Origin of the sequence: Burkholderia sp. BCC0506 (assembly GCF_902833145.1) — a bacterium.
GTDB lineage: Bacteria > Pseudomonadota > Gammaproteobacteria > Burkholderiales > Burkholderiaceae > Burkholderia.
In genome coordinates this window covers 299,908-321,286 of the sequence record NZ_CADFEN010000009.1, presented here as the reverse complement: position 1 = coordinate 321,286, position 21,379 = coordinate 299,908, and the positions used below count along the sequence as shown (strand labels likewise).

The 21,379-nt window shown below is 64.6% G+C and carries 20 protein-coding genes and 1 tRNA gene; all 21 read right to left on the bottom strand.

From position 1 onward, the window contains the following. The coding region (locus HWX62_RS22385; protein ID WP_175985236.1) for an NADH-quinone oxidoreductase subunit N at positions 1-906 on the bottom strand (906 nt) is incomplete at its 3' end. 36 nt (positions 907-942) lie between these two features. Then, on the bottom strand, positions 943-2,433 hold the full coding sequence (locus HWX62_RS22380) for an NADH-quinone oxidoreductase subunit M (protein ID WP_175930670.1): 1,491 nt from the start codon (positions 2,431-2,433) through the stop codon (positions 943-945). A 16-nt stretch (positions 2,434-2,449) separates the two neighbouring features. Beyond that, positions 2,450-4,504: an NADH-quinone oxidoreductase subunit L gene (gene nuoL / locus HWX62_RS22375; RefSeq protein WP_175930669.1), complete on the bottom strand. Its 2,055-nt coding sequence runs from the start codon at positions 4,502-4,504 to the stop codon at positions 2,450-2,452. 17 nt (positions 4,505-4,521) lie between these two features. Beyond that, positions 4,522-4,827, bottom strand: coding sequence for an NADH-quinone oxidoreductase subunit NuoK (gene nuoK / locus HWX62_RS22370; RefSeq protein WP_006478272.1), 306 nt, complete (start codon positions 4,825-4,827; stop codon positions 4,522-4,524). An 18-nt stretch (positions 4,828-4,845) separates the two neighbouring features. Continuing rightward, positions 4,846-5,496, bottom strand: a complete 651-nt coding sequence (locus HWX62_RS22365) for an NADH-quinone oxidoreductase subunit J (RefSeq protein WP_175930668.1) — start codon at positions 5,494-5,496, stop codon at positions 4,846-4,848. 111 nt (positions 5,497-5,607) lie between these two features. After that, positions 5,608-6,096, bottom strand: a complete 489-nt coding sequence (gene nuoI / locus HWX62_RS22360) for an NADH-quinone oxidoreductase subunit NuoI (RefSeq protein ID WP_006478270.1) — start codon at positions 6,094-6,096, stop codon at positions 5,608-5,610. Positions 6,097-6,111: 15 nt separating this feature from the next. Then, positions 6,112-7,179 (bottom strand): NADH-quinone oxidoreductase subunit NuoH, encoded by a 1,068-nt coding sequence (nuoH, locus tag HWX62_RS22355; protein ID WP_175930667.1) that lies wholly within the window; start codon positions 7,177-7,179, stop codon positions 6,112-6,114. Further along, a complete protein-coding gene (nuoG, locus tag HWX62_RS22350) occupies positions 7,180-9,510 on the bottom strand; it encodes an NADH-quinone oxidoreductase subunit NuoG (protein ID WP_175930666.1) in 2,331 nt (776 codons plus the stop codon). It lies immediately after the preceding gene. An 85-nt stretch (positions 9,511-9,595) separates the two neighbouring features. Then, positions 9,596-10,918, bottom strand: coding sequence for an NADH-quinone oxidoreductase subunit NuoF (gene nuoF / locus HWX62_RS22345; RefSeq protein ID WP_124512299.1), 1,323 nt, complete (start codon positions 10,916-10,918; stop codon positions 9,596-9,598). Next, entirely contained in the window at positions 10,915-11,400 is a 486-nt protein-coding gene (nuoE, locus tag HWX62_RS22340) for an NADH-quinone oxidoreductase subunit NuoE (protein ID WP_027784983.1), read from the bottom strand. The genes nuoF and nuoE overlap by 4 nt, the downstream gene beginning before the upstream one ends. Positions 11,401-11,586: 186 nt before the next feature. After that, entirely contained in the window at positions 11,587-12,840 is a 1,254-nt protein-coding gene (locus HWX62_RS22335) for an NADH-quinone oxidoreductase subunit D (RefSeq protein ID WP_175930665.1), read from the bottom strand. A gap of 9 nt (positions 12,841-12,849) precedes the next feature. Then, entirely contained in the window at positions 12,850-13,452 is a 603-nt protein-coding gene (locus tag HWX62_RS22330; RefSeq protein WP_006478264.1) for an NADH-quinone oxidoreductase subunit C, read from the bottom strand. Between the two features lie 21 nt (positions 13,453-13,473). Then, positions 13,474-13,953, bottom strand: coding sequence for an NADH-quinone oxidoreductase subunit B (locus HWX62_RS22325; RefSeq protein ID WP_006398799.1), 480 nt, complete (start codon positions 13,951-13,953; stop codon positions 13,474-13,476). Between the two features lie 62 nt (positions 13,954-14,015). Further along, positions 14,016-14,375 (bottom strand): NADH-quinone oxidoreductase subunit A, encoded by a 360-nt coding sequence (locus HWX62_RS22320; protein ID WP_006398798.1) that lies wholly within the window; start codon positions 14,373-14,375, stop codon positions 14,016-14,018. Positions 14,376-14,528: 153 nt separating this feature from the next. Then, positions 14,529-14,613, bottom strand: a tRNA-Leu gene (locus tag HWX62_RS22315). 111 nt (positions 14,614-14,724) lie between these two features. Beyond that, positions 14,725-15,102: a preprotein translocase subunit SecG gene (gene secG / locus HWX62_RS22310; RefSeq protein ID WP_034201508.1), complete on the bottom strand. Its 378-nt coding sequence runs from the start codon at positions 15,100-15,102 to the stop codon at positions 14,725-14,727. 72 nt (positions 15,103-15,174) lie between these two features. Then, positions 15,175-15,930, bottom strand: coding sequence for a triose-phosphate isomerase (tpiA, locus tag HWX62_RS22305; RefSeq protein WP_175930664.1), 756 nt, complete (start codon positions 15,928-15,930; stop codon positions 15,175-15,177). Between the two features lie 142 nt (positions 15,931-16,072). Continuing rightward, positions 16,073-17,092 carry an NAD(P)H-quinone oxidoreductase gene (locus HWX62_RS22300; RefSeq protein ID WP_175930663.1) on the bottom strand — a complete coding sequence of 340 codons (1,020 nt, stop codon included), beginning with the start codon at positions 17,090-17,092 and terminating at the stop codon, positions 16,073-16,075. Between the two features lie 148 nt (positions 17,093-17,240). Continuing rightward, positions 17,241-19,388: a polyribonucleotide nucleotidyltransferase gene (gene pnp / locus HWX62_RS22295; protein ID WP_175930662.1), complete on the bottom strand. Its 2,148-nt coding sequence runs from the start codon at positions 19,386-19,388 to the stop codon at positions 17,241-17,243. A 291-nt stretch (positions 19,389-19,679) separates the two neighbouring features. Further along, positions 19,680-19,949 carry a 30S ribosomal protein S15 gene (rpsO, locus tag HWX62_RS22290; RefSeq protein ID WP_006398792.1) on the bottom strand — a complete coding sequence of 90 codons (270 nt, stop codon included), beginning with the start codon at positions 19,947-19,949 and terminating at the stop codon, positions 19,680-19,682. A gap of 107 nt (positions 19,950-20,056) precedes the next feature. Further along, positions 20,057-21,316: a branched-chain amino acid ABC transporter substrate-binding protein gene (locus tag HWX62_RS22285; protein ID WP_175930661.1), complete on the bottom strand. Its 1,260-nt coding sequence runs from the start codon at positions 21,314-21,316 to the stop codon at positions 20,057-20,059. Positions 21,317-21,379: the final 63 nt, after the last annotated feature.

Here is a 21,379-nt window from a genome sequence, read left to right as displayed (position 1 = left end):
CATGTTCGAGATCGCCGAGTACGCGAGCATCCGCTTGATGTTGCGCTGGACGATACCGGTGATGTTGCCGACGATCAGCGACAGCGCGGCCAGGATCACGAGCGCGGTCTGCCAGTTCTGGGCGAGCGGCAGCAGGCCCATCACCAGGAAGCGCAGGCCCCACGCGAACGCGGCCACCTTCGGGCCGCCGCCGACGAACAGCGTCATCGCGGTCGGTGCGCCCTGGTAGACGTCCGGCACCCACATGTGGAACGGCACGGCGCCGAGCTTGAACGCGATACCGGCGACGATGAAGATCACGCCGAACATCAGCACGGCCGCGTCGGTGTTGCCGCCGACCGCCTTGTACACCTCGCCCAGCTCGAGCGAGCCGGTCGCGCCGTAGAGCATCGAGATGCCGTACAGCACGAAGCCCGACGCGAGCGCGCCCAGCACGTAGTACTTCATCGCGGCTTCGCTCGACTGCGCCGCGTCGCGACGCAGCGCGATGACCGCGTACAGCGACAGCGACATCAGTTCGAGACCGAGGTACAGCGTCAGGAAGTTGTTGCCCGACACCATGACCAGCTGGCCGAGCAGCGAGAACATGCCGAGCAGGAACACGTCGCCGCGGAACATGTCGCGCTCTTCGAGGTACTTGCGCGAATAGACGAGCGAGACCGCGAAACCGAACGACACGACGGCCTTCATCATGCTCGCGAACGAGTCGACGACGACCATCCTCGAGAAGAAGTAGTACTGCTGCGGATCGAGCGCCTGGACCGCGAACCACACGCCGGCGACGACCGACGAGACGACCGCGATCAGATAGGTCAGGCGGCGGCCGGAAGCACCGGTAAAGGTGTCGTTCAGCCATGCGACGACGATGGCGGCCATCACCAGCGCGTCAGGCAACAGGACATTCATAGGAGCGTTCATGATCTTGATTTCCTCCGCTCGCGATTACTGGGCCAGCGGCAGCTTCGACTGCGCGACGTGGGAGAGGAGGTTTTCCACGGAAACGTGCATCACGTCGGTGAAAGGCTTCGGATACAGGCCCATCAGCAGCGTGAATGCGGCGAGCACGGCCAGCATCACGAATTCGCGACGGCCGATGTCCGTCAGCTTGGCAACGTGATCGTTCGCCACCGCGCCGAAGTACACGCGCTTGTACATCCACAGCGTGTAGGCCGCGCCGAGGATCAGCGTGAATGCCGCGCCGAATGCGATCCAGAAGTTGTACTGGACGGCCGCGAGAATCACCATGAACTCGCCGACGAAACCGGACGTACCCGGCAGGCCGCAGTTGGCCATCGAGAACAGCATCGCGAATGCCGCGAACTTCGGCATCACGTTGACGACGCCGCCGTAGTCGGCGATCTGGCGCGAGTGCACGCGGTCGTACAGCACGCCGATGCAGAGGAACATCGCGCCCGACACGAAGCCGTGCGAGATCATCTGGACGATCGCGCCTTCGACGCCGAGCTGGTTGAAGATGAAGAAGCCGAGCGTGACGAAACCCATGTGCGCGATCGACGAATACGCGACCAGCTTCTTCATGTCGGCCTGCACCATCGCGACGAGGCCGATGTAGATCACGGCGATCAGCGACAGCGTGATCACGACGGGCGCCAGGAAGTGGCTCGCGTCCGGCGTGATCGGCAGCGAGAAGCGCAGGAAACCGTATGCACCGAGCTTCAGCATGATCGCGGCCAGCACGACCGAGCCGCCCGTCGGCGCTTCCACGTGCGCGTCCGGCAGCCACGTGTGCACCGGCCACATCGGCACCTTCACCGCGAACGCGAGGAAGAAGGCAATGAACAGCAGGATCTGCGGCGTCATCGCGATCTTCGCGTTCTGCCACGTCGCGAGGTCGAACGAATGCGTTTCGGTGTACAGGTAGATCAGCGCGACCAGCATCAGCAGCGAGCCGGCCAGCGTGTACAGGAAGAACTTGAATGCCGCATACACGCGGTTCGGGCCGCCCCACACGCCGATGATGATGTACATCGGGATCAGGGTCGCCTCGAAGAATACGTAGAACAGCAGGCCGTCGGCCGCCGAGAACACGCCGATCATGATCCCGGACAGGATCAGGAACGCCGCGAGGTACTGCGCGACGTTCTCGGTGATCACTTCCCACGCGGCGATCACGACGATCACCGTGATCAGTGCGGTGAGCACGACGAACCACATCGAGATGCCGTCGACGCCGAGGTGATACGAAATCTTGAAGCGCTCGATCCAGGTCGACTGTTCGACGAACTGCAGCGCAGCCGTGCTCGAGTCGAAGCCGGTGATCAGCGGGATCGTGACCGCGAGGCCGAGCAGCGCACCGATCAGCGCAACCCAGCGGGCCGTCCCCGGATTTTTGTCGTTACCGACCGCAAGCACGAGGAGGCCGAAAACGATCGGCAGCCAGATCGCGGTACTGAGAATCGGAAAAGCGTGCATTAGTTGTCCCCCCGCCTTATTTGCCGCCGAGCGTTACAAACAGGGTCAGGAGCCCCAGCATGCCGATGATCATGGCGAACGCGTAGTGATAGATGTAACCGGATTGGAGGAAGCGGATCACGCCGGCGAACCAGCCGATGAACCGGGCGCTGCCGTTGACGAGGCCGTCGATCACCACGACGTCGCCCTCCTTCCACAGGCCGCGGCCGATCGCCACCGAACCGCGGGCGAACACCACTTCGTTGATCTTGTCCATGTAGTACTTGTTGTCCAGCAGCGTGTAGATCGGGCCGAACGCGCGGCGGATCGACGCCGGCAGCTCCGGACGCTTCAGGTACAGGAACCACGCGACGACGACACCGGCGAGCGCCAGCCACACCGGCAGGCCCGACACCGAGTGCAGGCCCATGCCGACCCAGCCGTGGAACTCTTCGGCCATCTCGGCCAGCGCCGGATGGTTTTCGCCGATGAAGATCACCTTGTCGAACGCGACGCCGTGCTGGAAGAAATCGCCGAACAGCATCGGGCTGATCGCGATCGCGCCGATGATCACCGACGGAATCGCCAGCAGGACCAGCGGCACCCACACGACCCACGGGGTCTCGTGCGGTTCGTGCGCGTGGTCGTCATGACCGTGGCCATGGCCGTGATCGTCGTGGCCGTGCGCGGCCGCCATGCCCATCGGCGATTCCGGATGCTTCGGATGGCGGAAGCGCTCTTCGCCGTGGAACACCAGGAAGTACATGCGGAACGAGTACAGCGCCGTGACGAACACGCTCGCGACGACCGCGAAGTACGCGAAGCCCGAACCCGGCAGGTGCGACAGCTTCACCGCGTCGATGATCGAATCCTTCGAGTAGAAACCCGAGAAGAACGGCGTACCGATCAGCGCGAGCGAGCCGACGAGCGACGTGATCCACGTGATCGGCATGTACTTGCGCAGGCCGCCCATGTTGCGCATGTCCTGGTCGTGGTGCATGCCCATGATCACCGAGCCGGCGCCGAGGAACAGCAGCGCCTTGAAGAACGCGTGCGTCATCAGGTGGAACACGGCGACCGGGTAAGCGGACACGCCGAGCGCGACGGTCATGTAGCCGAGCTGCGACAGCGTCGAGTACGCGACCACGCGCTTGATGTCGTTCTGGACGATGCCGAGGAAGCCCATGAAGAGCGCCGTGATCGCACCGATCACCGTGATGAACGACAGCGCGGTATCCGACAGCTCGAACAGCGGCGACATGCGCGACACCATGAAGATGCCAGCCGTCACCATCGTCGCCGCGTGAATCAGCGCCGAGATCGGGGTCGGGCCTTCCATCGAGTCCGGCAGCCACACGTGCAGCGGGAACTGCGCCGATTTACCCATCGCGCCGATGAACAGGCAGATACAGGCGACGGTCAGCAGGCCCCAGTCGGTGCCCGGGAAGTGCAGGCTCGCGAGCTCCGCGCGCTTCGCGAACACTTCGCCGTAGTTCATCGAGCCGGCGAACGCGAGCAGCAGGCCGATACCGAGCAGGAAGCCGAAGTCGCCCACGCGGTTCACGAGGAACGCCTTCATGTTCGCGTAGATCGCGCTCTCACGCGTGAAGTAGAAGCCGATCAGCAGGTACGACACCAGACCCACCGCTTCCCAGCCGAAGAACAGCTGCAGGAAGTTGTTGCTCATCACGAGCATCAGCATCGAGAACGTGAACAGCGAGATGTACGAGAAGAAGCGCTGGTAGCCGTCTTCTTCCGCCATGTAGCCGATCGTGTACACGTGCACCATCAGCGACACGAAGGTCACGACGACCATCATCATCGCGGTCAGCGAATCGACGAGGAAGCCGACTTCGAGCTTCAGCGAGCCGACGTTCATCCATTCGTAGACGGTCGCGTTGAAGCTCGCGCCGCCCATCACGTCGAGGAAGACTTTCGCCGACAGGAGGAACGCGATCAATACGCCGAGGATCGTGATCCGGTGTGCGCCCTTGCGCCCGACTGCGTTCCCGAACAGCCCCGCAATCAGCGAGCCGGCCAGCGGAGCGAGCGGAATCGCCAGCAGCAGGTTTTCATTGAGTGTCGTTGACATAACAGCGTTGCCTGAAATTAACCTTTGAGCTGATCGAGATCCTCGACATTGATCGTGTCGAGCTTACGGAACAGGGTCACCAGAATCGCGAGACCGATCGCGGCTTCCGCTGCGGCGACGGTCAGCACGAAGAACACGAAGATCTGGCCGTGCACGTCGCCGAGGTAGTGCGAGAACGCGACGAAGTTGGTGTTCACCGCCAGCAGCATCAGTTCGATCGACATCAGGATGATGATGACGTTGCGGCGGTTCAGGAAAATCCCGACGATCGCGATCGCAAACAGGATCGCGCCGAGCACAAGGTAGTGAGCAAGAGTCAGCATGGTTTTCTTTTCCTCCGCTTAGCCGTTGGTGCCCGAACCGGCTTCGCTTTGCACCGTTTCCGGCTGCGGCTTGTCCGCTTCCATCTTCACGAGGCGCACGCGGTCGTTGCGGCGCACCTTGACCTGATCCGACACGCGCTGGCGCTTGCTGTCCTTGCCCTTGCGCTCGGTCAGCCCGATCGCGGCGATGATCGCGACCAGCAGCACGAGGCCGGCGATTTCGAACGCGAAGATGTAGTCGGTGTAGATCACCTTGCCGATCAGGCGCGTATTCGACCAGTTGGCCATCTCGCCCGTCGCCATCGCATGCACGGTGTGCGTGTCGCCGTAGCCGCGCCACAGGATCAGCGCGGTTTCGATCACGATGATCGCGCCGACCACGGTCGCCATCGGCACGAAGCGCTTGAAGTCGCGGCGCAGGTAGTCGATGTTGATGTCCAGCATCATCACGACGAACAGGAACAGCACCATCACCGCGCCGACATAGACCAGAACCAGCAGGATCGCGAGGAATTCCGCCTCCAGCAGCATCCAGATCGCGGCCGCGTTGAAGAACGCCAGCACAAGGAAAAGCGCAGACGCCACCGGGTTGCGCGAAGTGATCACCTTCAGCCCTGATACCACCAGGAGCAGCGCGAAGATGTAGAACAGTACGGTCGTGAATTCCATGATTACCGGTTCATCGTTAGGCCATAGTCAGGCGCGGCTTGCGGAACGCCCGCACCCGTCGCGGCGGCTCGGCCCGTCATCGTTCATGCCGGGCCGGCACTGCAAACACAATCAACGATACGGCGCGTCGGCAGCCTTCGCCGCGGCGATGTCCTTCTCGTAGCGATCGCCCACCGCGAGCAGCATTTCCTTCGTGAAATACAGGTCGCCGCGCTTCTCGCCGTGGTACTCGAGAATCTGCGTCTCGACGATCGAATCGACCGGGCAGCTTTCTTCGCAGAAACCGCAGAAGATGCACTTCGTCAGGTCGATGTCGTAGCGCGTCGTGCGGCGCGTATTGTCGGCGCGCGTTTCCGATTCGATCGTGATCGCCAGCGCGGGGCACACGGCCTCGCACAGCTTGCACGCGATGCAGCGCTCTTCGCCGTTCTCGTAGCGGCGCAGTGCGTGCAGCCCGCGGAAACGCGGCGAAATCGGGGTCTTCTCTTCCGGGAACTGCACGGTGAACTTGCGCTTGAACGTGTAGCGACCGGTCAGCGCGAGCCCCTTCAGCAGCTCGGTCAGGAAGAAAGTCTTAAAGAAGTGTTGGATAGCCGTCATGATTTCGTCCGATCTTTACTTCACCCAGATGTTCAGCGGCGACATCATCCAGCAGCCGACCACGACCACCCAGATCACCGTGACGGGCAGGAACACCTTCCAGCCCAGACGCATGATCTGGTCGTAACGGAAGCGCGGGAACGTCGCGCGGACCCAGATGAACACCGACAGCAGCGCGAAGACCTTCAGCACCAGCCAGAAGATGCCCGGGATGAACGACAGGAATTCGAACGGTGCGTCCCAGCCGCCGAGGAACAGCGTCGAGGCGAGCGCCGAGATCACGATCATGTTGATGTACTCGGCGAGGAAGAACAGCGCGAACGCCATGCCCGAGTAATCGATCATGTGACCCGCGACGATCTCCGACTCCCCTTCCACCACGTCGAACGGGTGACGGTTCGTTTCCGCAATGCCCGAGATGAAGTAGACGACGAACGCCGGCAGGAGCGGCAGCCAGTTCCATGACAGGAAGTTCACGCCGTGGCCGGCGAAGAAGCCGTGCTGTTGCGAGCCGACGATTTCCGACAGGTTCAGGCTGCCGGCCGTCATCAGCACGAGCACCAGCGCGAAGCCCATCGAGATTTCGTACGACACCATCTGGGCCGCGGCGCGCATCGCGCCGAGGAATGCGTACTTCGAGTTCGACGCCCAGCCGGCGAGAATCACCGCGTACACGCCGATCGACGAGATCGCCATCGCGTACAGCAGGCCCGCGTTCACGTTCGCGAGCACGGCTTCGGCCTGGAACGGGATCACGGCCCACACGGCGAACGCCGGCACGACGGTCATGATCGGCGCGATCAGGTACAGCCAGCGGCTGGCGGCGGTCGGCTGGATCACTTCCTTCAGCAGCAGCTTCAGCACGTCGGCGATCGGCTGCAGCAGGCCGCCGGGGCCGACGCGGTTCGGGCCGAGACGCACGTGCATCCAGCCGATCAGCTTGCGTTCCCACAGAATCAGGTATGCGACGCACAGCAGGATGACGACGGAGACGACGAGGATGCGCACGACTGCCCACACCGTCGGCCACGCGAAGCCGAGAAGCTCGGCCCCGCCCGCGTTGATCGTATCGAACAAGCTCATTTACGCCTTCTCCACCACCAGTTCACCGGACAGGCTGCCGAGCGCTGCGCCGGCAGGCGTCGCCGCCGACACGCGAACGACCGTCTCCGCAAGATTCGCGTCGCGCACGGCCGGCAACTGCACCGCACGCTCGCCCTGGCGCACGCGCACCGCGTCGCCTTCCTTCAAGCCCAGCTTGTCGAACAGCGCAGCCGGCAGGGCCGCGGCATTCGCCGCCTTCGCGGCGGCCGTCAGGTGCAGCGCACCCGCGCGGCGCACGAGCGCGTCGGCGTGATAGATCGGCACATCGGCCAGACGCTCGAGGCCGCCGTTCGCGGCGTTCGCCGCGGCGCGCGCCGGCGCGACCGACGTCTGGTTCGACAGGCGGCCCGCGACGCCGGCATCGCCGAGCGCGGCGAGACGCACTTCTTCCGCGGTCTCGTATTCGAAGTTCGGCAGGCCGAGCAGGCTGCCGAGCACGCGCAGCACCTTCCAGGCCGGGCGCGTGTCGCCGAGCGGGCGCACAACGCCGTTGAAGCTCTGCACGGTGCCTTCCGCGTTGACGAACGTGCCGGCCGTTTCCGTGAACGGCGCAACCGGCAGCAGCACGTCGGCGTAGTCGAGGCCGTGCTTGAACGGCGACATCACGACGACCATTTCCGCCTGGTTCAGCGCGGCCAGTGCCTGCGCCGGATCGGCGGTGTCGAATTCCGGTTCGACGTTCAGCAGCACGTAGCCCTTGCGCGGCTGCGCGAATGCTTCGCGTGCGTTCAGGCCGCCTTCGCCCGGCAGTGCGCCGACGACGTGCGCGCCGACCGTGTTCGCCGCTTCCGTCAGGAAGCCGAACGTGGCGCCGGTGGTGTCGGCGATCCACTTGGCGACGGCGTGCAGCTTCGCGAACACCGGATGCTGGACCGCGGCGTTGCCGAGCAGCACCGCGCGGCGTTCGCCGTTCGCGAGCGACTGCGCGACGGCCTGGGCGGCCGGCGATGCGGTGACGCCGGCGAGCGCGTCGGGCAGCGCGACGCCGCGCAACTGCGCGACGGCCGCGGCGATGCCGGCCAGCTCGTCGAGCCATGCGGACGGCGCGGCGACGATGCGTTGCGCGGTCGGGATCAGCGAATCGTCGGCGGTCGCGTGCAGGAAGTGCAGCTTCGCGCCGTTCTTCGCAGCCTGACGCAGGCGCGACGCGAACAGCGGATGGTCGCGGCGCAGGAACGAGCCGACGACGAATGCGGCATCCACGTTCGACAGATCGGCGATCGGCATGCCGAGCCACGGTGCGCCCTGGACCGGCGCCGAGAAATCCTGCTGACGCAGACGGAAGTCGACGTTCGGCGTCTTCAGTTCGTTGGCGAGCTGCTTCACGAGGAACAGCTCTTCGGCCGTGCTGTGCGCGCTCGCGAGCATCGCCAGCGCGTTCGCCCCGTGATCCGCGGCGATGCCCTTCAGGCCCTTCGCGACGTATTCGAGCGCGGTCTGCCAGTCGGTCTCGATCCACTGGCCGCCCTGCTTGAGCATCGGCTTCGTCAGGCGCTCGTCGCTGTTGAGGCCTTCATACGAGAAGCGGTCCTTGTCCGAGATCCAGCATTCGTTGATCGCTTCGTTCTCGAACGGCAGCACGCGCATCACGCGGTTGTTCTTCACCTGCACGACGAGGTTCGCGCCGACGGAATCGTGCGGGCTCACCGACTTGCGGCGCGACAGCTCCCACGTACGGGCGCTGTAGCGGAACGGCTTGCTGGTCAGCGCGCCGACCGGGCACAGGTCGATCATGTTGCCGGACATTTCGGAATCGACCGTCTTGCCGACGAACGTCGTGATTTCCGAATGCTCGCCGCGGCCCAGCATGCCGAACTCCATCACGCCGGCGATTTCCTGGCCGAAGCGGACGCAGCGCGTGCAGTGGATGCAGCGCGACATTTCTTCCATCGAGATCAGCGGGCCCACGTTCTTGTGGAACACCACGCGCTTTTCTTCGGAGTAGCGCGACGACGACTTGCCGTAGCCGACCGCCAGATCCTGCAGCTGACATTCGCCGCCCTGATCGCAGATCGGGCAATCGAGCGGGTGATTGATGAGGAGGAATTCCATCACCGACTGCTGCGCCTTCACAGCCTTGTCGGACTGCGTGCGCACGATCATGCCGGCCGACACGGGCGTCGCGCAGGCAGGCACGGCCTTCGGCATCTTCTCGACTTCGACGAGACACATCCGGCAGTTGGCCGCGACCGACAGTTTCTTGTGATAGCAGAAGTGAGGAATGTACGTATCCGCCTTGTGCGCAGCCTGGATCACCATGCTGCCTTCGGGCACCTCGACCTTCTTGCCGTCTATTTCAAGTTCAACCATGATGGTGAATGGTCCTTAACCTATTTCCGCCCGTTCGCGCCTTGGCCCGACCGTGCGCTCAAATTCCGCAACCGGGTGTTTCGCTTCAGGCCGCCGCAGCCGAAGCCACATGCGGCGCGTGGCCGCCGACCATGCAGTGCTTGTGCTCGACGTGGTACGCGAATTCGTCCCAGTAGTGCTTGAGCATCCCGCGCACCGGCATCGCCGCCGCATCGCCGAGCGCACAGATCGTGCGGCCCATGATGTTCTCGGCCACCGAGTTCAGCAGGTCCAGATCTTCCTGGCGCCCTTCGCCGTGTTCGATACGGTTCACGACGCGATACAGCCAGCCGGTGCCTTCACGGCACGGCGTGCACTGGCCGCACGACTCCTCGTAGTAGAAGTACGACAGGCGCAGCAGCGAGCGCACCATGCAGCGCGTCTCGTCCATCACGATCACCGCGCCGGAACCGAGCATCGAGCCCGCCTTCGCGATCGAATCGTAGTCGAGATCCGTCTGCATCATGATGTCGCCCGGGATCACCGGCGCGGACGAGCCGCCCGGAATCACCGCCTTGATCTTCTTGCCGCCGCGCATCCCGCCGGCGAGCTCCATCAGCGTCGCGAACGGCGTGCCGAGCGGCACTTCGTAGTTGCCCGGACGCTCGACGTCGCCCGACACCGAGAAGATCTTCGTGCCGCCGTTGTTCGGCTTGCCGATCTCGAGGTAATTCTGCGGCCCGATGGCCAGCAGGAACGGCACCGCGGCGAACGTCTCGGTGTTGTTGATCGTGGTCGGCTTGCCGTACACGCCGAAGCTCGCCGGGAACGGCGGCTTGAAGCGCGGCTGGCCCTTCTTGCCTTCGAGCGACTCGAGCAGCGCCGTTTCCTCGCCGCAGATGTACGCGCCGTAACCGTGGTGCGCGTGCAGCTGGAACGAGAATTCCGAGCCCATGATGTTGTCGCCGAGGAACCCGGCCGCGCGCGCTTCGTCGAGCGCGGCTTCGAAGCGTCGATACACTTCGAAGATTTCGCCGTGGATGTAGTTGTAGCCGACGGTGATGCCCATCGCGTACGCGCCGATGGCCATGCCCTCGATCAGCGCGTGCGGGTTCCAGCGCAGGATGTCGCGATCCTTGAACGTGCCCGGCTCGCCTTCGTCCGAGTTGCAGACGAGGTACTTCTGCCCCGGGAACTGGCGCGGCATGAAGCTCCACTTCAGGCCGGTCGGGAAGCCCGCACCGCCGCGGCCGCGCAGGCCCGACGCCTTCACGTCGGCAATCACCTGCTCGGGCGGAATCTTTTCTTCGAGAATGCGGCGCAGCTGCTTGTAGCCGCCGCGCGCAACGTAGTCTTCGAGGTGCCAGTTCTCGCCGTTCAGACCAGCGAGGATCAGCGGTTTGATGTGACGGTCGTGGAGGGACGTCATTTCGAGAGCTCCTCAAGCAGCTGGTCGATCTTCTCGCGGCTCATGAAGCTGCACATTCTGTGATTGTTCACCAGCAGCACCGGCGCATCGCCGCACGAGCCCATGCATTCGCCTTCCTTCAGCGTGAACTTGCCGTCGGGCGTGGTCTCGCCGAAGCCGATGCCCAGCTTCTGTTTCAGGTAGTCGGCAGCCGCTTCCGCGCCGCCGTGCGGGCCGAGCTGGCACGGCAGGTTCGTGCAGAGCGTGATCTTGTGCTTGCCGACCGGTTTGAGCTCGTACATCGTGTAGAACGTCGCGACTTCCTGCACGGCGACGGCCGGCATGCCGAGATAGTCCGCAACGAACTGCATCAGTTCGGGCGACAGCCAGCCATGCTCTTCTTGAGCCACGGCCAACGCCGACATCACGGCGGACTGTTTCTGATCGGCGGGATACTTCGTCAACGCTCGATCGATTTCCTTCAGGCCTTCAGCTGAGATCATTTTCAGACACGACTCTTTCAATTCCTACCGAACGAACAACCTGCCGCACACTGGGGGTGCATGGACGGCAGACCTGGCGCTCACTCTGTTGACAGCTTGCGAAGCCGCGCCGGTTCGGCGCATACCGCATGTCACTTCGCGTGTGACGGACTGCTCGCCGCCCGCGCTCGCGGGCGGCGCAACCATTTAGCGATCGATTTCGCCGAACACGATGTCCTGCGTACCGATGATCGTGACGGCGTCGGCGATCATGTGACCGCGCGCCATTTCGTCGAGCGACGCCAGGTGCGCGAAACCCGGCGCGCGAATCTTGAGGCGATACGGCTTGTTGGCGCCGTCCGACACGAGGTAGATGCCGAACTCGCCCTTCGGATGCTCGACCGCCGCGTACGCTTCGCCTTCCGGCACATGGAAACCTTCGGTGAAGAGCTTGAAATGGTGGATCAAGTCTTCCATGTTGGTCTTCATGCCGACGCGCGACGGCGGGGCAACCTTGTGATTGTCCGTCATCACCGGGCCCGGATTCTTGCGGAGCCACTCAATACACTGTTTCGCGATGCGGACCGACTGGCGCATTTCCTCGACGCGCACCAGATAGCGGTCGTAGCAATCGCCGTTCACGCCGACCGGCACGTCGAAATCGAGGCGATCGTACACTTCGTAGGGCTGCTTCTTGCGCAGGTCCCATGCGATGCCCGAGCCGCGCAGCATCGGGCCCGTCAGGCCCATCTGCAGCGCACGTTCCGGGCTCACCACGCCGATCCCGACCAGACGCTGTTTCCAGATCCGGTTGTCGGTCAGCAGCGTTTCGTATTCGTCGACGCACTTCGGGAAGCGCGTGAAGAAATCGTCGATGAAGTCGAGCACCGAGCCGCTGCGCGCTTCGTTCATCTTCGCGAGCGCCTTCTCGTTGCGAATCTTCGACGCCTTGTATTGCGGCATTGCGTCAGGCAGGTCGCGATAGACGCCGCCCGGACGATAGTAGGCCGCGTGCATCCGGGCGCCGGACACCGCTTCGTACACGTCCATCAGGTCTTCGCGTTCGCGGAACGCGTACAGGAACACGGCCATCGCGCCGACGTCGAGCGCGTGCGCGCCGATCCACATCAGGTGGTTCAGCACGCGCGTGATTTCGTCGAACAGCACGCGGATGTACTGCGCGCGCTCCGGCACGTCGATGCCGAGCAGCTTTTCGATCGCGAGCACGTAACCGTGCTCGTTGACCATCATCGACACGTAGTCGAGACGGTCCATGTACGGCACGGACTGGATGAACGTCTTGGATTCCGCGAGCTTTTCCGTCGCGCGGTGCAGCAGGCCGATGTGCGGATCGGCACGCTGGATGACTTCGCCGTCGAGCTCGAGCACGAGGCGCAGCACGCCGTGCGCTGCCGGGTGCTGCGGGCCGAAGTTGAGCGTGTAGTTCTTGATTTCTGCCATGACGCCCCCTTAATGTTTCAGACCGCCATAGCGATCCTCGCGGATCACGCGCGGCGTGATTTCGCGCGGCTCGATCGTCACCGGCTGGTACACGACCCGCTTCTCTTCCGGGTCGTAACGCATTTCGACGTAGCCGGACACCGGGAAGTCCTTGCGGAACGGGTGACCGATGAAGCCGTAGTCGGTGAGGATGCGGCGCAGGTCGGGGTGGCCTTCGAACACGATGCCGTACAGGTCGAACGCTTCGCGCTCGTACCAGTTCGCCGAGGTCCAGATGTCGACCAGCGACGCCACGATCGGCAGATCGTCGTCCGGCGCGAATGCGCGCAGGCGCAGGCGCCAGTTGTTCGTGACCGACAGCAGGTGCGACACGGCCGCGAAGCGCGGGCCGTCATAGGCGCCGTCGCCGAAGGTCTGGTAGTCGACGCCGCAGAGGTCGATCAGCTGCTCGAAACGGAGCTTCGGATCGTCGCGCAGCGTCTTTGCGACTTCGAGGTAATCGCTCGCCTTCACGACGAGCGTCAGTTCACCGATCGCTTCGGTGAGGCTCACCACGCGCGCGCCGAGCGCGGCTTCGAGGTTGGCCTTGAGGGTCTCGATTTTGCTTGCCATATTGAGGGGACGCTCGGGGCTTTATTGACGGGCGATGGTATTGGTGCGACGGATCTTCGCCTGAAGCTGGATCACGCCGTAGACCAGCGCCTCGGCCGTGGGCGGACAGCCCGGCACGTAGACGTCGACCGGCACGATCCGGTCGCAGCCGCGGACCACCGAGTATGAGTAGTGGTAGTAACCACCACCGTTCGCGCACGACCCCATCGAGATCACCCAGCGCGGCTCGGCCATCTGGTCGTACACGCGGCGCAGCGCGGGCGCCATCTTGTTGCACAGCGTGCCGGCGACGATCATCACGTCCGACTGACGCGGACTCGGACGGAACACGACGCCGAACCGGTCCAGGTCGTAGCGGGCCGCACCCGCATGCATCATCTCGACGGCGCAACACGCGAGCCCGAACGTCATCGGCCACAGCGAGCCGGTACGCGTCCAGTTGATCAGCTTGTCAGCCGTCGTGGTGACAAACCCTTCCTTCAAGACCCCTTCGATACTCATTTGCTTTCCACTCCAGACGAGCGACCGAGCGCGGCCGCCCATGCAAACCGGCGATTAACCCATCACTCCCAGTCGAGGCCGCCTTTCTTCCAGATATAGGCAAAGCCCAGCAGGAATTCGAGCAGAAAAATCATCATTGCGATGAAACCCGGCCAGCCGATGTCCCGGAGCGCGACGCCCCACGGGAACAGGAATGCGGTTTCGAGATCGAAGATGATGAACAGGATGGCGACGAGGTAGTACCGGACGTCGAATTTCATCCGGGCGTCTTCAAAGGCTTCGAAACCGCACTCGTACGGTGCGTTCTTCTCGACGTCCGGCTTGTTGGGACCAAGGAGCTTGCCGATGCTGACCAGCGCTATACCTAAACCAGTGCCCACGAGGAGGAACAACAAGACGGGGTAATAGGCTGCGAGGTTCAAGGCAATCCTCTATCGGTTGGTTCTGAGCGTCCGGAGAATACCACTTCCGGCGGAAGGAATCATTTCGGAGTACAGGCGATCGCAAGACAACCGCAAGCCCACCCCACAAATGAAAAATGCCAGCCACTGGAAGCGGCTGGCATTGAGTAACTTTGGTGCCGACGGCGAGACTCGAACTCGCACAGCTTTCGCCACTACCCCCTCAAGATAGCGTGTCTACCAATTTCACCACGTCGGCACTGCATGCAACTCGGGTCGTACTGCTTGTTTCCCGCGAATCGCTTCAAGAATTAAATTCTAACCCGAGTTCCAGATTTGTTCAACGCACAACCGCAAAAAAATTAACTTTTTATTTCGGGACATCCTGGCCCGGCGCGCTCGCGGCCGAACCGGCCGCAGCGGACGCCGCGACAGCCGGCGCCGATGCCGCAGGCGCCGATGCCGGCGCGGTCACCGCCGTGCCGAGCACGCCCGCCGACGGCGTCGACTTGTACGAACCGAGGTACGTCAGCGCGAGCGTCGCCACGAAGAAGATCGTCGCGAGAATGCCCGTCGTGCGCGACAGGAAGTTCGCCGAGCCCGTCGCACCGAACAGGCTGCCCGACGCGCCGCTGCCGAATGCGGCACCCATGTCGGCACCCTTGCCGTGCTGCAGCAGCACGAGCCCGATCACACCCAGTGCAGACAGCACCTGCACGACAATAATCAGCGTCTTGAATAACAGCATCACACCCACCCGATTGGATCGGGCGACCGGACCGACCGGCCGCCGTCATGGTTCAATTCGATCTCGGACCGCTCAACGCGCGGCCCGGCAGATCGCCAGGAAATCTTCCGCCTTCAGCGACGCGCCGCCGATCAGGCCGCCGTCGATGTCCGGCTGCGCGAACAGCTCCTCCGCGTTGTCCGGCTTCACGCTGCCGCCGTACAGCACGGACACGTCCGCCGCCCCCTTTGCCGCGAGACGCGCACGCAGGAACGCGTGCACGTCCTGCGCCTGCGCCGACGTCGCGCTCTTGCCCGTGCCGATCGCCCAGACCGGCTCGTACGCGACGACGATGCGTGCGGCCTCGTCAGCCGTCAGCACGGCCAGCACTGCGTCGAGCTGCGCGCCGACGACCTGCTCGGTCGCGCCCGACTCGCGCTCGTCGAGCGTCTCGCCGACGCACACGACCGGCGTGAGCCCCGCCGCGAGCGCGCGCCGCGTCTTCGCCGCGACCGTCTCGTTGCTTTCGCCGTGATACGCGCGACGCTCCGAGTGGCCGACGATCGCATACTGCGCGCCGAACTCCGCCACCATCGCAGCCGCCACCTCACCGGTGAACGCACCTTGCTCGTGCGCGGACACGTCCTGCGCACCGAACGCGACACGGCCCGCACCGAGCTGCGCCTGAACCTGTGCGAGATACGGGAACGGCACGCACACGCCGATCGACGTTTCAGCCGCCACCGCGCCCGCACCCTGCACCACTTCGTTCAGCAGCGCCTGGTTGCCGGCCAGCCGGCCGTGCATCTTCCAGTTGCCGATCACTCGCTTTGTTCGTTGTTTCGACATCGTGTCTGTCTCGTCACTATCTTGTCATTAACGTGCCGGAACCCGGCCGTCAGGTTGGATCTGGCGAAGCAAACCCGCGATTTTACTGCGCGCGGCTTGAACCGGTCAAACCGCGCATGTCAAGTACGTGCCTCACCGGCCGTCAGGCGTTCATACCCCAATCGAGCACGATCTTGCCGGTATGCTCGCTGCTTTCCATCAGCGCATGCGCCTGCGCGGCGTCGGCCGCGGGCAGCACGCGATAGATCACCGGCTTGATGCGGCCGTCGGCGAGCAGCGGCCACACGCGCGCCTTCAGTTGCGCGGCGATGCGCGCCTTGAATTCGACCGGGCGCGGCCGCAGCGTCGAACCGGTGATCGTCAGCCGGCGGCGCAGGATCTCGCTCAGATTGACGTCGGCCTTCGCGCCGCCGAGCAGCGCGATCAGCACGAGACGACCGCCATCCGCGAGCGCGGACAGCTCGCGCGGCACGTACGAACCCGCCACCATGTCGAGGATCACGTCGACGCCGCGATCGTGCGTCAGCGACTTCACGACTTCGACGAAATCTTCGGTCTTGTAGTTGATCGCGCGCTCGGCGCCGAGCGCCTCGCAAGCGCGGCACTTGTCGGCGGTGCCGGCCGTCGCGAACACGCGAAAGCCGAGCGCATGCGCGATCTGGATCGCCGTCACGCCGATGCCGCTCGAGCCGCCCTGCACGAGCAGCGTCTCGTGCTCGCCGCCCTCGCCCGCGCCAAGCTGCGCGCGGTCGAACACGTTGCTCCACACGGTGAAAAACGTTTCGGGCAGCGAGGCGGCCTCGATATCGGTGAGGCCGTCGGGCACCGGCAGGCATTGCAGCAGCGGCGCGACCGCATATTCGGCATAGCCGCCGCCCGCGAGCAGCGCGCATACGCGGTCGCCGAGCTTCAGGCCGAACGGATTCAGCGCCGCATCGGACAAATCGCCGCCGACGATCTCGCCCGCGACCTCGAGGCCCGGCAGATCCGACGCACCCGGCGGCGGCGCATAGGCGCCCTTGCGCTGGAACACGTCGGGCCGGTTCACGCCGGAAGCCGCCACCTTGATCAGCACCTCGCCGCGCTTCGGTTCGGGGCGCGGACGCTCCGCGAGCTTCAGCACGTCGGGGGCGCCGAATTCGGTGATTTCGATGGCTTTCATGGTGAAAATCGCTCCAGGATCGGAATCGGATGGCGCGCCCGCGCGCACGGCGCGGACGCCTCGCCGGCGCTGCTGCGCCGCACAACGATGCTACAGAAAAAACGGCCGGCGCGCTTTCGCACTGCCGGCCGTTGATCCGCCCGTCCGCTTACTGCTGCGGCGGCGTATCCGACTGCGCCGCGGCCGCTGCTTCATTCAGCAGCGCCTTGGCCGACAGACGCACGCGACCCTTCTCGTCCGTCTGGATCACCTTGACCTTCACCTGCTGACCTTCCTTCAGGTAGTCGTTGATGTCCTTCACGCGCTCGTTGACGATTTCCGAGATGTGCAGCAGGCCGTCCTTGCCCGGCAGCAGGTTCACGATCGCGCCGAAATCGAGCAGCTTGAGCACCGTGCCTTCATACACCTGGCCGACTTCGATCTCGGCCGTGATCTGCTCGATGCGCTTCTTCGCTTCGGCCATGCCTTCGCTGCTCGTGCTCGCGATCGTCACGACGCCGTCATCCGAGATGTCGATGGTCGTGCCTGTTTCTTCCGTCAGCGCGCGGATCACCGAGCCACCCTTGCCGATCACGTCGCGGATCTTTTCCGGGTTGATCTTGATCGTGATCATGCGCGGCGCGAATTCCGACAGTTGCGTGTTCGCACCCGACACCGCCGACGTCATCTTGCCGAGGATGTGCATGCGGCCTTCCTTCGCCTGCGCGAGCGCGACCTGCATGATTTCCTTCGTGATGCCCTGGATCTTGATGTCCATCTGCAGCGCCGTCACGCCTTGCTCGGTGCCGGCCACCTTGAAGTCCATGTCGCCGAGGTGGTCTTCGTCGCCGAGGATGTCGGTCAGCACCGCGAACTTGTTGCCTTCGAGGATCAGGCCCATCGCGATACCCGCGACGTGCGCCTTCATCGGCACGCCGGCGTCCATCAGCGCGAGGCAGCCGCCGCACACCGATGCCATCGACGACGAACCGTTCGACTCGGTGATTTCCGACACGACGCGGATCGAGTAGCCGAATTCGTCGGCGCTCGGCAGGCACTTGACCAGCGCGCGCTTCGCGAGGCGGCCGTGGCCGATTTCGCGGCGCTTCGGCGAGCCGACGCGGCCCGTTTCGCCGGTCGCGAACGGGGGCATGTTGTAGTGGAGCATGAAGCGCTCGCGGTATTCGCCTTCGAGCGCATCGATGATCTGCTCGTCACCCTTCGTGCCGAGCGTCGCGACGACCAGCGCCTGCGTCTCGCCGCGCGTGAACAGCGCCGAGCCGTGGGTACGCGGCAGCACGCCGGTACGGATTTCGATCGGGCGCACGGTGCGCGTGTCGCGGCCGTCGATGCGCGGCTCGCCGTTCAGGATCTGCGAGCGGACGATCTTCGCTTCGATGTCGAACAGGATATTGCCGACGGTGGCCTTGTCGGCCGCGACCGTGCCGGCCGCCAGCGCTTCTTCCTCGAGCTTCGCCGAGGTCGCCGCGTAGACTTCCTTCAGCTTCGCCGAACGCGCCTGCTTGTCGCGCAACTGGTAGGCGGCGAGCAGATCGTTCTGCGCGAGCTCGGTCACGCGTGCGATCAGCGCCTCGTTCTTCGGCGCCGGCTGCCAGTCCCACTCGGGCTTGCCGCCGTCGCGCACCAGCTCGTGGATCGCGTCGATCGCGACCTGCATCTGCTCGTGGCCGAACACCACGGCGCCCAGCATCACCTCTTCCGACAGTTGGTCGGCTTCCGATTCGACCATCAGCACGGCGCGCTCCGTCCCCGCGACGACGAGGTCGAGGCTCGATGCCTTGATCTGGTCACGCGTCGGGTTCAGCACGTACGCGTTGTCGATGTACGCGACACGCGCGGCACCGACCGGGCCGTTGAACGGCAGGCCCGACACGGCGAGCGCGGCCGATGCGCCGATCAGCGCGGGGATGTCCGCCGGGATTTCCGGGTTCACGGACAGCACGTGGATCACGACCTGGACTTCGTTGTAGAAACCTTCCGGGAACAGCGGGCGCAGCGGGCGGTCGATCAGGCGCGACGTCAGCGTCTCGTGCTCGGACGGACGGCCTTCGCGGCGGAAGAAGCCGCCCGGGATCTTGCCGGCCGAGTAGGTCTTCTCGAGGTAGTCGACGGTCAGCGGGAAGAAATCCTGGCCCGGCTTCGCCGACTTCGCGCCGACGACGGTTGCCAGCACGACGGTGTCTTCGACGTCGACGATCACGGCACCGCTCGCCTGGCGGGCGATTTCACCGGTTTCGAGGCGCACCTTGTGCTGGCCCCACTGGAATTCCTTCACGACCTTGTTGAACATGGACATGGTTGCTCCTTTGTATTCATGCATTTCGTTCGCCGCGCCGGCGATCCCGCGCGGCGGCGTCCCGACCGAATCACCCGGAGCAAGGTGTGTTTTTTATGCCATTCCAGCGCGGCGCTCATGCTAGCGACGCGCTGGAATGACACAAATCCCGCCCCGGTATCGATCGCTGCGGCAGGCCGGCACGAGCGTGCCGGACAGCCTGCGATGCGTGTGACGCTACGCACCGCGCAAAAACAAAATGCCTGTATCAGCGGACTGACACAGGCATCTTGCTGGCGGCAATCGCCTCGATTACTTACGCAGACCCAGCTTCTCGATCAGTGCGCGGTAACGATCGGCATCCTTGCCCTTGAGGTAGTCGAGCAGCTTGCGGCGGCGGCTCACCATGCGCAGCAGGCCGCGGCGGCTGTGGTGATCCTTCGCGTGGGTCTTGAAGTGACCCGTCAGTTCGACGATACGTGCGGTCAGCAGTGCGACCTGGACTTCGGGCGACCCCGTGTCGTTGGTACCGCGGGCGAACTGAGCAACGACTTCCGACTTCTTGATATCTGCAACAGACATGTGATTTCCTTTCTAACTGAACAGGCGGACACGGAAGAATGGCCGTGCCGTGATTTACAACCGGCGCGCATTGTAGCACAACTCGGTGCCGTTCTTACCGTCTCCTGTCACGGGCGCGTCATCGAGCACGTCGACGGCATCTCCGTGCGTTGCGCGGGCACCGCGAGCACCGTCCGGAAGCCGTAGCCCGACCCTTCGTTGTCGAAGCGCACGCCCGGCCTCCCGACCTTGTCCATTTCCATCACGTAAAGGGGCTGGATCAGCTGGTGGTCCTGCGCGCGCATCCGCGACGCGTGAAAGCCGTCGTCAAACGACAGGCCCTCGAGCGCGCGGGCGACCGCGACCGGGTCGGCCGAACCCGCGCGGGTCATCGCGGCGCCCAGCATCTCGATCATCTGGCTCATCCGCCGCACCGGGTAATCGTCCTGCGCGGCCGGGAAACGGGTCCGGAACGCGCGATAGAACGCATCGGATCGGGCGCCGCCCGCGTTCGGGTGCCAGTCGGCCACCGCCACCACGCGACCGACACCCGCGTCGCCGAGCGCCGCCGGCGCGCCGAGGCTGTTGCCGTAGAACGTATAGAACTTCGCGTCGAGTCCCTGTTCGCGCGCCGCCTTCACGAGCAGCGTGAGGTCGTTGCCCCAGTTGCCGGTCACGACGGCGTCCGCGCCGCTGGCGCGGATCTTCGCGACATACGGCGAGAAATCCTTGATCCGGCCGATCGGGTGGAATTCGTCGCCCGCGATCGTCACGTCCGGGCGCCGCGCGGCCAGCGCCTGTCGCGCGAGGCTGCTGACGTCATGGCCGAAGCTGTAGTCCTGGTTCAACAGATAGACCTTGCGCACCGCGCGATCGCGCGCCATCACGTCCGCGAGCGCGGCCATCCGCATGCCGGCGTGCGCATCGAAGCGGAAATGCCAGAAACTGCAGCGGGCGCCGGTCAGCGCCGGATCGTCGGCCGAATAGTTCAGCAACAGCATCCGGTTGTCCGGATCGCGCGCGTTCAGCTTGTCCAGCGCCGCGACGAGCGCGGCCGCGACGGCCGAGCTGTTGCCCTGCGCGACGAAGCCGATATGCCGGTCGGCGGCCGCGCGCAACTGCACGAGCGCCTCCTCCGGGCTGCCCTTGCTGTCGAGCACGACGAGTTCGAGCGGGTGCGCGCCGTCGCGCAGCTTCACGCCGCCCGCCGCATTGACCTGCTCGATGCCGAAGCGCAGGTTGCGCTCCACCGCCGCGCCCGCGTTCGCGAACGGGCCCGACATCCCTTCGATCAGCGCGATCCGCACCGGCTCGCCGCCGGCGAACGCGGACGACACCAGCATCCACCCCGCGCCCCACGCGAGCGCGCACCGCTTCCACCCCTGCATCGGCCACCTGCCCTTCAATCTGCCCAAGAAGCGCGGATCATAGGCCGGTGCGCCCGCCGCCGG